Genomic DNA, 12,838 nt, shown 5'->3' with positions numbered 1-12,838 from the left:
TTTTCCTTTTATGTTCCCTGTTCTGCTTTTCTGATCCGGATTCAATCGGGGCGCAGGCTGCGCAATGCGGCGTCGAAGGCCTCGCTGCCGCGTTGCAGCTCGGCGACGATGCGGCCTTGTTCCACACACACGAGGCGGTCGGCAAGCGCGGCTTCGCGGCGCAGGTGCGTGGCGATCAGCAAGGTGCGCGGGCCGGCATGCTGGACAAGGCGATGCAGCACATCGTGGGCAGTGAGCGCATCGAGTGCTTCGGTGGGTTCGTCGAGCAGCCACAGTGGTGTTGGGCGCAGAAGCAGTCGCGCGAGTGCAAGCCGACGCGACTGGCCGCCTGAGAGGCCGAGGCCGCCTTCGCCCAGGCGTGTGTCGAGGCCTGTCGCGAGTGCGCGCACGTCGCGGTCGAGGCCGGCGGCTTGCAGCACGGCCCACAACTGCTCGTCCGTGGCGCCGAGGTCGGCAAGCCGCAGGTTGTCGCGCAGGCTGTCCTGGAAGAGTTCGGTGCGCTGGGTCAGCAGGCACGACGGTTGTGCGTGCACGCTGCCGGACCGGGGTGTGATCTCTCCTGCGATGGCTGCGAGCAGTGTGGACTTGCCGGTGCCGCTGGCACCGATCAACGCCACGCGCTCGCCGGCACGGAGGATCAGCGAGACCTTGCTCAAGACCTGGGTGTGGCTGCCGGGGTGTGCGATGCTGATGTCGATCAAGCACAGTGCAACTTGCGGATCGCCTTCGGCTGGTACCGCTTCTTCGCCGTCTTCCGCAGCCATGCGCGGCGCCAGACGGCGAACGGCCAGCCACGTGCGGCCCGCGTCGAGCGCACCACGGCGCAAGGCGGCGAAGGGTTCGGTGGCGGTGAGCGCGATCAGCAGGGCCAGCGCTGCGGCAGGCGCGCCGATCAGGCCCTCGTTCACCAGCGCCCCCACGGCCAGCAAGACGCCCACCAGGGTCAAGGTGCTCGCACTGCCGTAGGCAAAACCGGCTGCGGCTTCCAGGCGATTCAAGGCCAGGTCGGCCTTGGCAAGATGCATGTCGGCGTTCATCAGTGCGTCGCGCTGCGCATCGATGCGGCCCGCCATCACAAGGTCGGTTTGTCCGGCAACCAGATCGACGGCGCGCGCACGCAATGCCTCGATGGCATGCGCACGCTGCACAGCCGGCCGCCGCGCACGCCTTGCAATGAAGACCGCCATGCCCCAACCGACGATCACCAGCCAGAGCCCGAGCGCCAGCCCCATGCCCACATGCATGAAGCCGAGCACGACGCCCGCGAGCAGCGCGGCACCCAGCGCAGCCGCTGCGGGCACGAGCAGGCGCAGGTAGAGCGATTCGAGCGCGTCGATGTCGGATGTCAGGCGAAACAGCAGCCGCGCCGGGCGCATCAGCAGTTCGCGTGCCGCCTCGGCCTTGGCCCAGCCACGGAACAGGCGCACGCGCAGCGAGGCGAGCACCGAGAAGGTCGCGTCATGGGTCACCAGCCGCTCGCCGTAACGCGATGCCGTGCGGCCCAGCGCCAGCAGGCGGATGCCCGCCGATGGCATGAACACATCGAAAGTGAAGGCCGTGGCAACGTGCAGGCCCGCCAATGCGGTCGCGGTGATGAACCAGCCGGAGAGGCCCAGCAGCGCCATGCCCGCAAGCACTGTGACGGCCGCGAGCAGGCCGCCCAGCAGCAACGCACGTGGCTGCGCGGCGAAGAACGGACGCAGCACCAGACGCAGATCGCGCCAGCGGGTGGAAGACTGGCTTCTCATGCGGCCTTCTCCATCGTGTCGGCGCCGAGGTTCACCACGCGGTCCATGCGCGCTGCGAGCACCGGGTCGTGCGTCGCGACGACGAGGGTCTTGCCTCTTGCCAGGGCCATCAACGCATCGGCCACGCGTTCGGCTGTGTCGGTGTCGAGATGCGCCGTGGGCTCGTCGATCAGCAGCAGGTCGGCATGCAGATGCACCGCGATGCGCGCCAACGCGAGCCGCACGGCCTCGCCGCCCGACAGGCCGTTGCCGCCCTCGCCCAGCGTCACGCCGGGGCGCGCCTGCGCCACGTCTTCGAGCGAAGCGAAGCGCATGGCTGCTGCGACTTGCTGGGTGTCGATGCCTGTGCGTCCCAAGACCACATTGGTTTCGACCGAGCCGGCGAACACGTGGGGCGCCTGGCCCATCCACGCCATACGCTGGCGCAATGCGGCCACCGTGTGGTCGGTGAGCGTCACGCCGCCGATCGATATGTCGCCGCTGGCTGCGGGCACCAGTCCTGCGATCAGCGACAGCAAGGCCGTCTTGCCCGACCCGCTGGGGCCCGTCAGCGCGATGTGCTCGCCGGGCGCAATGCGAAGTTCGTAGCCGTCGAAGACTTCCTGCGACTCGCCCGGCCAGGAGAAATGCAGGCCGTGGACGGTGATGGCGGGCGCGGAGCCCGAACTTGCCACGCCCGTCGCGGCGCGTGTCACCGAGGCATTCGCGCCGGGCAACGGCAGCTCATTGCGCTGCAATTGGTCGAGCGCCTGCAAGGCGGCTTCTCCCGCCGCCCGGTCGTGCCAGACGGCCGAGAGTTCGCGCAGCGGCTCGAAGAAGGCCGGCGCAAGCAGCAGGATGAACAGTCCCTCGCCCAGGCTCAGTTGCCGGCCCCAGGCTCCGAAACTGAGTGATCCCAGCAGATAGAAGCCGACGTACGCCGCCACCATCGCGACGCCCAATGCCGAGAACAACTCCAGCACGGCCGAAGAGAGGAACGCGATGCGCAGCACAGCCATCGTCCGCCTGCGCAACGACTGCGCGGCGTCGCCCAGGCGCTGCGCCGTGGCATCCACCGCGTCGAGCGCGCGCAATGTGGCCAGGCCGCGAAGGCGATCGAGCAGGAACGCGTTCATGCCGCCCATCTCGACCATCTGCGCCTCGCTGGCGGCCTTGGCGCGCCAGCCGACGATGGCCATGAAGATGGGGATGAGCGGTGCAGCGAACAGCAGCACCAGCGCGGCCACCCACGAAAGGCTCACCACAGCGCAAAGGATGAAGATGGGCACAACCATCACGCGCCAACGCGCAGGCTGGTAGCGCACCAGATACGGCACCAGTGCTTCGCCCTGCTCGGCAAGCACGCTGGCCGCCTGTCCTGAAGGCGCACGGCCGCGGTCCATTGGCGAGCCAGCGGCCAATGCGGCAACCGTTTGCGCGCGCAAGGCCGAGAGCTGCGCTCTGGCGCGGCCGAAGGTCCGGCGTGCGCCCCAGGCCTCGCAGCCTGCGCGCAGCAGCCCCAGCACCAGGATCGCGCCGGCCGGCCACAGCACGGCCGCCATGCCCCGCCCCGACGCAAGCCCCTGAACCGCCATCGCCAGCAAGGCCGCCTGCGGCAGCCACAAGAGCGCGGCGGCGCCTTGCACCACGCTGCCGATGTCAGGCGACGCAACGGCCCGCAGCGGCGATCGTGGTGGCGAGTGCTTGGTCATTCCTTGGTTTCGTGTATTTTCAGTATTTACTGAAATTTCCACAATCATACCGAAGACGGAGGCGACTGACGAGCCCGGAGCCTGCACGCTCCGGGGCGCCAGCGCAACCCGTTCAGGAAGATTCGGCCAAGGCGCCTACACGGGCGCCGGGCTCGTTAATGAGAAACGACTATTCCGCTGACCAGCAGCGCGGCGAACAGCGTGAAGACCGCACGCCAGGATGCTGGCCGCACTTCCACCCAGCGATGCAGCAGCGCCGCGGCCACGACCGAGAGGCCGAAGGTCACCACCAGCCCGATCGCGTCGACCCACGCGCCGTGCGGCCCGGCGTTCGCGACCAGCGCATTCATCGCGAGCAGCACCGGAAAGTGAATCAGGAACAGCGAATAGGACATCCGCCCCAGCCGCTGCAGCGGCACCGCCGCCGCCGGCCAGTGCGCCGGCGAGAGCCAGTGCCTGCGCTGCGCGATGGCGATGAGCAACGCGGTCACCAGCGCGATGGCAATGCGGCTGCGCCAGTCGATGGCCAGCGCGCCCGCCCCCACCAGCGCCAGCAACGCGATCGCGCTCTGCCAGGTGCTGAAGCGCGTTGCGCGCCCGATCCAGAACACCAGCATGCCCAGGCCATAGGTGCCGAAGAAATAGAAAGCGGTGTCGTCCAGCCCCGCGTTGCGATTGAAAAGCGCGAGCGAAGCCACGGCCAACCCCAGCACCAGCGCCACGGGCAGCCAGCGCGCCCGCGCATTCATCGCCACCGAACCGGAACGCTGCAGCATCGCGGGCAAGCCGACCAACGTCAGCGCCAGCGCAAAGAGCTGAAAGTCGATGGCCACGTACCAGACACCGGTCGACAGCGACTCGTAGCCCAGCAAGTCCTGCAGCAGCAGCCCATGTGCGATCAATTGCCCCAGGGTCGGTGACGCGGGCACCACTTCTTCGTCGAGCCACGGCCGCACCAGCGCCGCGACCAGCACGCACACCGTGAGCGCCGCCAGATACGGCATCACCAGCCGACCATAGCGCTGCAGGATGCGCGCTACAGGACGGTCGCCGCGCAGCAGGCCGTCCGGCGCCAGGCTGGATGCCGCGAGAAAACCGGCAATGACCAGGAACACCTGCACCGCCAATCGCCCCTCGTTCGCCAGCCAGGCGAAGAAGTCAGGCGCGAGTGCGTACGCGCCAGCCGGCATCGGGCCGTAGCGCGAAAGATGATGGCCCACGATCACCGCGCAAGCGATGCCCTTTGCCGCGTCAAGCAGCGGCATGCGCCCTAGCGAAGATGAAGACGCCGACCTGCTGGCGGGCAGCAGGTCGCCCGCAAGGGTGGTCACAGCGCCAGCCGTTGCCTTGCTTCCTGGTATTCGCGCTTGAGCTTCTCGATGAAGGCTGCGGCGCTGGCCACTTCGGTCACGGCGCCGATGCCCTGGCCCGAGCCCCAGATGTCTTTCCAGGCCTTGGCCTTGCTGCCTTCGCCGCCGCCGAAGTTCATGGTCTTGACGTCGCCATCCGGCAGGTTGGCCGGGTCCATGCCGGCCGCGACGATGCTGGGCGCAAGGTAGTTGCCATGCACGCCGGTGAAGAGATTCGAGTAGACGATGTCGTCCGAATTGCCGTCGACGATGGCTTGCTTGTAGTCGTCGCTCGCACGCGCTTCCTCGGTCGCGATGAAGGCGGTGCCGATGTAGGCAAAGTCGGCGCCCATGGCCTGCGCCGCGAGCACCGCGCCGCCGGTGGCGATGGAGCCCGACAGCGCGATCGGGCCGTCGAACCACTGGCGGATTTCCTGTATCAGTGCAAACGGACTCTTCACGCCCGCGTGGCCGCCGGCACCGGCTGCGACGGCGATGATGCCGTCGGCGCCCTTCTCGATCGCCTTCTGCGCGAACTTGTTGTTGATGATGTCGTGCAGCGTCACGCCGCCGTAGCTGTGCACCGCGTCGTTCACGTCGGTGCGCGCGCCCAGCGAGGTGATGACGATCGGCACCTTGTACTTCACGACCATCTCCATGTCGTGATCGAGCCGGTCATTGCTCTTGTGCACGATCTGGTTGATGGCGAACGGCGCGGCGGGCTTGTCCGGGTTGGCCTTGTTGTAGGCCGCGAGTTCTTCGGTGATCTCGATCAGCCACTCTTCGAGCTGCGCCGCAGGGCGCGCATTGAGCGCCGGCATCGAGCCGACCACGCCCGCCTTGCATTGCGCAATCACGAGCTTGGGGTTGCTGATGATGAACAGCGGCGAGCCGATGATGGGCAGTGGCAGGTTCGCGAGGACGGGGGGCAGCTTGGACATGTTGTCTCCGGAAATGGGTTTCGGTTTTATAAGAGAGCAAGGCCTCTGCCGCCCGTCAGATGGGCGACAGGGCCATGACCCGGAACTTCAGAACGCGTCGAGCGCCAGGGCCGTGACGCTCTCGGCGCCGTCGACGATGCTGTCGCGAATGCCCGGCACCTTGTTCAGGATGTGCTCGGCATAGAAACGCGCCGTGGCGATCTTGGCCAGCATGAAGTCGGTGTCGAAGCTGCGCGAAGCCAGGTCCTGCGCAATGATCAGCGAGCGCGCCAACTGCCAGCCGGCCACGAGATTGCCCGCGAGCATCAGGTACGGCACGCTGCCCGAGAACACGGCGTTCGGCGAGGCCTTGGTCTGGCCTGCGACGAAATCGACCACGCCGATGAAAGCCAGGCGCGCGGCCGTCAGGCGCTTGAGCACCGCAGCAGCCGCCGGGTGGTCGCTCTTTGCCAGTTCGGCTTCGGTCTTCTCGATCTGCGCGGCAATGGCCTTCGCGGTCTGCCCGCCGTCACGCGCGGTCTTGCGGCCCACGAGGTCGTTCGCCTGGATCGCGGTGGTGCCTTCGTAGATCGTGAGGATCTTGGCGTCGCGGTAATACTGCGCCGCGCCTGTCTCTTCGATGAAGCCCATGCCGCCGTGCACCTGCACGCCGAGCGAGGTCACTTCGAGGCTCATCTCGGTGCTGTAGCCCTTGACCAAAGGCACCATGAATTCGTAGAAGGCCTGGTTCTGCTTGCGCGCGTCGGCATCGGGATGGTGGTGCGCGGCGTCGTAGGCAGCGGCGGCCACCGAGGCCATCGCGCGACAGCCTTCGGTGTAGGCGCGCATCGTCATCAGCATGCGCTTGACGTCGGGGTGATGAATGATCGGCGCGCTGGCGTTGATGGAGCCATCGACCGGACGGCTCTGCACACGGTCCTTGGCGTAGGCCACGGCGTGCTGGTAAGAACGCTCAGCAATTGCGATGCCCTGCATGCCCACGGCGTAGCGGGCCGAGTTCATCATGATGAACATGTACTCGAGGCCGCGGTTTTCCTGGCCCACGAGGTAGCCGATGGCGCCGCCGTTGTCGCCGTACTGCAGCACGGCGGTCGGCGAGGCCTTGATGCCCATCTTGTGCTCGATGCTCACGCAGTGCACGTCGTTGCGCTCGCCCAGCGAACCATCTTTGCCGACCATGAACTTCGGCACCACGAACAGGCTGATGCCCTTCACGCCTTCGGGCGCGCCGGTCACGCGGGCCAGCACGAGGTGCACGATGTTCTCGGCCATGTCGTGCTCACCGTAGGTGATGAAGATCTTGGTACCGAACACCTTGTAGGTGCCATCAGGCTGCGGCTCGGCACGGCTGCGCACCATGGCCAAATCGCTGCCGGCCTGCGGCTCGGTGAGGTTCATCGTGCCGGTCCACTGGCCGCTCACGAGCTTTTCGAGGTACACGGCCTTGAGCTCGTCGGAGCCGGCGGTGAGCAGCGCCTCGATGGCGCCGTCGCTCAACAGCGGGCATAGCGCGAAGCTCATGTTGGCCGAGTTGAGCATTTCGCCGCAGGCTGCGCCAATGGTCTTGGGCAGGCCCTGGCCACCGAAGTCGGTCGGATGCTGCAGGCCTTGCCAGCCGCCCGACACGTACTGCGCGAAGGCTTCCTTGAAGCCGGGCGTGGTGGTGACCGCGCCGTCCTTGAACGACGAGGGATTGCGGTCGCCCGGGATGTTCAGCGGCGCCACCACGTCCTGGTTGAAGCGCGCGCACTCTTCAAGAACAGCCTGCGCAGTTTCAAGGCCGGCGTCTTCAAAGCCGGGCAGCTTGGCGATCTCGCCGATGTTGGCCAGGTGTTCGATGTCGAACAGCATGTCCTTGAGGGGGGCGGTGTAGCTCATGGGGTCTTGTCTCCAGATACAGCAGATACGGCAGATGTAGAAAGGGCATCGCGAACGATGCCCTCTGGCTCATTGCGTCGATACGGTCAGAGCGCCTTCACCAGTTCGGGCACAGCCACGAACAGGTCGGCCACGAGGCCATAGTCGGCCACCGAGAAGATCGGCGCTTCTTCGTCCTTGTTGATCGCCACGATCACCTTGGAGTCCTTCATGCCGGCCAGATGCTGGATCGCACCCGAGATGCCCGCTGCGATGTACAGCTGCGGCGCGACGATCTTGCCCGTCTGGCCCACTTGCCAGTCGTTCGGGGCGTAGCCTGCGTCCACTGCAGCGCGGCTGGCACCTAAGCCGGCGTTGAGCTTGTCGGCCAGCGGGGCCATCACTTCGGTGAACTTCTCGGCGCTGCCCAAGGCACGGCCACCCGAGACGATGATCTTGGCCGCCGTCAGTTCGGGGCGTTCGCTCTTGGTGACTTCACGGCCCACGAAGCTGCTCTTGCCGCTGTCGGCCACACCTTCGGCCGTTTCGACGGTGGCGTTGCCGCCTGTGGCTGCTGCGGCGTCGAAGCCGGTCGTGCGAACGGTGATTACCTTGGTGGCATCGCTGCTCTGCATCGTGGCAATCGCGTTGCCTGCGTAGATCGGACGCTCGAAGGTGTCGGGGCTGTCCACCTTGGTGATGTCGCTGATCTGCGCCACATCCAGCTTGGCCGCCACGCGCGGGGCGACGTTCTTGCCGTTGGCGGTCGAGGGGAACAGGATGTGGCTGTAGTTGCCGGCGATGGCCAGCACTTGAGCGGCGACGTTCTCGGCGAGGTTTTCAGCGAGGCTCGGGCTGTCGGCGGCGATGACCTTGGTGACGCCCACGATCTGGGCGGCGGCCTTGGCAGCTTCGGCGGCGTTGGCACCGGCCACAAGGATGTGGACGTCGCCACCGCAAGCCAGCGCTGCGGTCACGGTGTTGAGGGTGGCCGGCTTGATGCTGGCGTGGTCGTGTTCGGCAATAACAAGTGCGGTCATGTTCAGATCACCTTCGCTTCGTTCTTCAGTTTGTCCACCAGCGTTGCAACGTCGGGCACCTTGATGCCGGCACCACGCTTGGGTGGCTCGCTGACCTTCAGGGTCTTCAGGCGCGGCTTGACGTCCACGCCCAGGTCTTCGGGCTTGAAGACATCCAGCTGCTTCTTCTTGGCCTTCATGATGTTGGGCAGCGTGACGTAGCGCGGCTCGTTCAGGCGCAGGTCGGTCGTGATGACGGCTGGCAGGCTCAGGGAGATGGTCTCCAGGCCGCCATCGACTTCACGCGTCACAGTGGCCTTGTCGCCAGCGACTTCGACCTTGGAGGCGAAGGTGGCTTGCGGCAGGTCCGCCAGCGCAGCCAGCATCTGGCCCGTTTGATTGGCATCGTCATCGATGGCTTGCTTGCCCAGGATGATGAGCGAAGGCTGTTCCTTGTCCACCAGCGCCTTGAGCAGCTTGGCCACGGCCAGCGGCTGCAGCTCTTCGGTGGTTTCAACGAGGATGCCGCGATCGGCACCGATGGCCATCGCAGTGCGCAGGGTTTCCTGGCACTTGGCATCGCCGCAGGACACGACGATCACTTCGGTCGCAATGCCCTTTTCTTTCAGGCGAACCGCTTCTTCCACCGCGATCTCGTCGAAGGGGTTCATGCTCATCTTGACGTTGGCAATGTCCACCCCGGTGCCGTCGCTCTTGACGCGCACCTTCACGTTGTAATCGACGACCCGTTTGACAGGCACAAGAACCTTCATTGACTTGACTCCATTGGATTGCAAAAAGGGGGCTTCGAGGGCAACCGGTCATTCTAGGACGCGACCTTTGCGGCCTCTCCATTCTTCTCGTCGGCATCGGCTGCCAATAAAAAAGAACGATCGTGCTTTTCCTCGATTATAAAACAGCGTCGGGCGCTGGCGCGATTCCCGGCGGCAAAGATGCCATGTGCAGCACCCGCTGCGGGTAGGGAATGTCGATGCCGGCGCCACGCAGGCCTTCGAGAATGGCGATGTTGATGGCCGAGCGCAGGTTGTCCTTGCCCTTGTCAGGGTCTGCGATCCAGAAATTCAGCGTGAACTCCAGGCCATCGGGCGCAAAGTTCACCAGGTAGGCGACCGGCGCCGGGTCGGTCATGACGCGCGGCTGCGCCTTGGCCGCCTCACTCAAGATGGACTGCACCTGCGCCACGTCGCTCTCGTAGCCGACCACGATGCTGGTCGTGATGTTGAACTTGCGGTCGGCCAGCGACAGATTTTCCACCCTGCTCGTGATGAGCGACTCGTTCGGCACGATCGCCTCGCGCCCGTTGCCTGCGCGAATGAGCGTGTAGCGCGTCTTGATGTCGGTGATGCGGCCCTCGAAGGTATCGACTTTCACGTTGTCGCCGATGCGGATCGAGCGTTCGAGCAGGATCACAAAACCGCTCACGTAGTTGGCCGCCAGCTTTTGCAGGCCGAAGCCCAGGCCCACGCCGAGCGCGCCGCCGAGTACCGACAGCGCCGTCAGGTCCACGCCCACCGCCGACAGCGCGAACAGCAGGCCGACCAGCAAGAGGAACGCACGCACGGCGTTCGACGCCACCTTGCGCATCGAAAGATCGGTGACGGCCTCGCGCAGGATGCGCTTTTCGATGGTGCTGGAAATCCAGAGCGCGATCACCATCACCAGCCCGGCCGACAGCACGCCCTGGAAGATCGTCTGCAGGCTCACGCGCGTCTTGCCGAAGGCCAGCGTGATGTTGTCGAGTTCGGCCAGCACCGGCGGCAGCAGTCCGACGATCCACAACACGGCCGCGATCCAGGCCAGCCACGAGATCGTGCGCTCGATCAGCCGCACGAGATTCGACGCGGGAAACACCGCACGCAGCACCCGCGCAAACAGCCGGATGACCACGAGCGAGAGGAACATCGACACCGCGATGCGCAACACCAGCACGGGCTGCAGTTCGATCACCACGCGCCGCGCCAGGTCGGTCAGCACCAGCGACAGCAGCGGGAACAGCAGGCCGTCGAAGGTGCGCTCGCCGAACCAGATCGAGTCCTTGGGCTGGTCGCGCCCGAACCATTTGCAGATGGCCCAGGCCAGCGCCACGCAGGCAACCAGTGCAGCAAGTTCGATCGCAAGGCCGCGCGCATCGACCTGGCTCAATCGTTGGGTGAAGTCGTTGAAGTTCATCGGTTGGGAAAGCACGGCGGCCAAATGACGCCGGCTGCGTTACAGGTCCGCGAGAACGCGAATGTGGGCTTCGACGCTGCGCGCCAGCGCATCGAGGTTGTAGCCGCCTTCGAGCATCGACACGATGCGCCCGCGCGAATGGCGTTTGGCCACATCGTGCACGCGACCCGTGATCCAGGCGAAGTCGTTTTCGTTGAGGCCGAGCTGGCCCAGGTCGTCTTCGCGATGGGCGTCGAAGCCGGCGCTGATGAAGACCATCTGCGGCTTGAATTCTTCGAGCCGCGGCATCCAGACCGCCTCGATCATCTCCCGCACGTCCATGCCCTTGGTGTAGGCCGGGATCGGCATGTTCAGCATGTTCGAGGCCGGGTGCTCGGTGCCGCTGTACGGATAGAACGGATGCTGGAAGAAGCCAACCATCAGCACCCGCGGGTCGCCCGAGAGAATGTTCTCGGTGCCGTTGCCGTGATGCACGTCGAAATCGACGATGGCCACGCGCTCCAGCCCATGCACATCCAGCGCATGCCGGGCCGCGATAGCGATGTTGTTGAAGAAGCAAAAACCCATCGCCTGCTCGCAACAGGCATGGTGGCCCGGCGGGCGCACCGAGCAGAACGCGTTCTCGATGTCGCCGGCCATCACCGCGTCGGTTGCGGCAATGGCAGCGCCGGCGGCACGGCGCGCGGCCAGCAGGGTGAAGCGGGTGAGCACGGTGTCGGGATCGACCTGCGCATGGTCGGGGCCGCCGGCGGGCTCGTCGGCCACCAGGCGCTGGTGCAGTTCTTCGAGGTGCTCGACATGCGCCGTGCTGTGCGCCCGGGTGATCTGCTCAAGGGTGGCCAGCGGCACGTCGCACTGCTCGAGCGCATCGCCCACGCCGGTGAGCAGCAGGCGGTCTTCGATGGCATCCAGTCGACCGGGGCACTCGGGGTGCCCGTTGCCCATGTCGTGCTTCCAGAAGTCGCGGTGTGTGAAGTAGCCTGTCTTGCCCATGTCTCTGTCGCGTCTAGACCTCACGCGGCATGGGGCCGCAAGGTCTTACGGTATCGTTTGCATATGGATACAAATATGGACGTTGCTGCGAAGCTAGCCACTTTGCTGAGTCAGCTTAACACGGTGATCGTGGGCAAAGAGGCGCAGGTGCGCGACTGTGTGGCCTGCCTGTTGGCGGGTGGACACCTGCTGATCGAAGACGTTCCGGGGGTCGGCAAGACCACCCTCGCCCATGCGCTGTCGCACACCTTCGGTTTACATTTTTCGCGGGTGCAGTTCACGGCCGACCTGATGCCGGGCGACCTGTCGGGCGTGGCGATCTACGACCGCGGGCAGCAAGCCTTCGTGTTCCACCCCGGGCCGATCTTTGCCCAGGTGCTGCTGGCCGACGAAATCAACCGCGCCAGCCCCAAGACCCAGAGTGCGCTGCTCGAGGCGATGGAAGAAAAGCAGGTCACCATCGAAGGCGAAACCCGCCCGCTGCCCACGCCCTTCTTCGTGATCGCCACGCAGAACCCGCAGGACCAGCTCGGCACCTTCGCGCTGCCCGAATCCCAGCTCGACCGCTTCCTGATGCGGATCTCGCTCGGCTACCCCGACCGCGCCGCCGAGCGCCAGTTGCTCTCGGGCATCGACCGCCGCGAAATGCTGGCCGGCCTGCCCGCCATGCTGACCGCCGGCGAGCTGACCGCCATCCAGCAGCGCGTGCAGCAGGTGCATGCGGCCGAGCCGCTGCTGAACTACGTGCAGGACCTGATCGCGGCCACGCGCTCGGGCCGCTGGTTCCTGCAGGGCCTGTCGCCGCGCGCCGGCATCGCCGTGCTGCGCGCCGCCAAGGCGCAGGCGCTGCTGGCCAACCGCAACTACGTCGCGCCCGACGACGTGCAGGCCGTGCTGCCGCAGACGATCGCGCATCGCCTCACGCCGGTCGGCGATGCCGGCCGTGGCGCCGTCGAGCAGGTGCGCGCGATGATCGCGGCCGTGCCATTGCCGTGAGCCTCCGCCCGGCCGCTCCGAAGGGCGCTCGCACCACGGTGCGAAGCACGAAGG

The 12,838-nt window shown here is 66.1% G+C and carries 10 protein-coding genes; 1 reads left to right on the top strand and 9 read right to left on the bottom strand.

Annotated features, from left to right (window positions below):
- Positions 1–41: 41 nt before the first annotated feature.
- From cydC to H7F35_RS24265, 9 genes are all read right to left on the bottom strand, one after another.
- Complete coding sequence (gene cydC, locus H7F35_RS24305) at positions 42–1,748, bottom strand: thiol reductant ABC exporter subunit CydC (RefSeq protein WP_187109117.1); 1,707 nt, start codon at positions 1,746–1,748, stop codon at positions 42–44.
- On the bottom strand, positions 1,745–3,439 hold the full coding sequence (cydD, locus tag H7F35_RS24300) for a thiol reductant ABC exporter subunit CydD (RefSeq protein WP_187109116.1): 1,695 nt from the start codon (positions 3,437–3,439) through the stop codon (positions 1,745–1,747). Before cydD ends, cydC begins: the two co-directional genes overlap by 4 nt.
- Positions 3,440–3,594: 155 nt before the next feature.
- Positions 3,595–4,704 (bottom strand): acyltransferase family protein, encoded by a 1,110-nt coding sequence (locus H7F35_RS24295; RefSeq protein WP_187114395.1) that lies wholly within the window; start codon positions 4,702–4,704, stop codon positions 3,595–3,597.
- Between the two features lie 62 nt (positions 4,705–4,766).
- Positions 4,767–5,729 (bottom strand): NAD(P)H-dependent flavin oxidoreductase, encoded by a 963-nt coding sequence (locus H7F35_RS24290; protein ID WP_187109115.1) that lies wholly within the window; start codon positions 5,727–5,729, stop codon positions 4,767–4,769.
- 87 nt (positions 5,730–5,816) lie between these two features.
- Positions 5,817–7,607, bottom strand: coding sequence for an acyl-CoA dehydrogenase (locus H7F35_RS24285; RefSeq protein WP_187109114.1), 1,791 nt, complete (start codon positions 7,605–7,607; stop codon positions 5,817–5,819).
- 86 nt (positions 7,608–7,693) lie between these two features.
- Positions 7,694–8,626, bottom strand: a complete 933-nt coding sequence (locus H7F35_RS24280; RefSeq protein WP_187109113.1) for an electron transfer flavoprotein subunit alpha/FixB family protein — start codon at positions 8,624–8,626, stop codon at positions 7,694–7,696.
- 2 nt (positions 8,627–8,628) lie between these two features.
- Entirely contained in the window at positions 8,629–9,378 is a 750-nt protein-coding gene (locus H7F35_RS24275) for an electron transfer flavoprotein subunit beta/FixA family protein (RefSeq protein WP_187109112.1), read from the bottom strand.
- Positions 9,379–9,514: 136 nt separating this feature from the next.
- Positions 9,515–10,795, bottom strand: a complete 1,281-nt coding sequence (locus tag H7F35_RS24270) for a mechanosensitive ion channel family protein (RefSeq protein WP_187109111.1) — start codon at positions 10,793–10,795, stop codon at positions 9,515–9,517.
- Positions 10,796–10,834: 39 nt separating this feature from the next.
- Entirely contained in the window at positions 10,835–11,788 is a 954-nt protein-coding gene (locus tag H7F35_RS24265; protein WP_187109110.1) for a histone deacetylase family protein, read from the bottom strand.
- A gap of 75 nt (positions 11,789–11,863) precedes the next feature.
- Here H7F35_RS24265 and H7F35_RS24260 point away from each other — a divergent pair, with 75 nt between their 5' ends.
- Positions 11,864–12,784, top strand: coding sequence for an AAA family ATPase (locus H7F35_RS24260; RefSeq protein ID WP_187109109.1), 921 nt, complete (start codon positions 11,864–11,866; stop codon positions 12,782–12,784).
- Positions 12,785–12,838 lie beyond the last annotated feature (54 nt).

It is taken from the genome of Variovorax sp. PAMC26660 (assembly GCF_014302995.1).
Classification (GTDB): domain Bacteria; phylum Pseudomonadota; class Gammaproteobacteria; order Burkholderiales; family Burkholderiaceae_C; genus Variovorax.
Note: the sequence above shows the minus strand (reverse complement) of the source record. Positions and strands in the feature narration are given on the sequence as shown.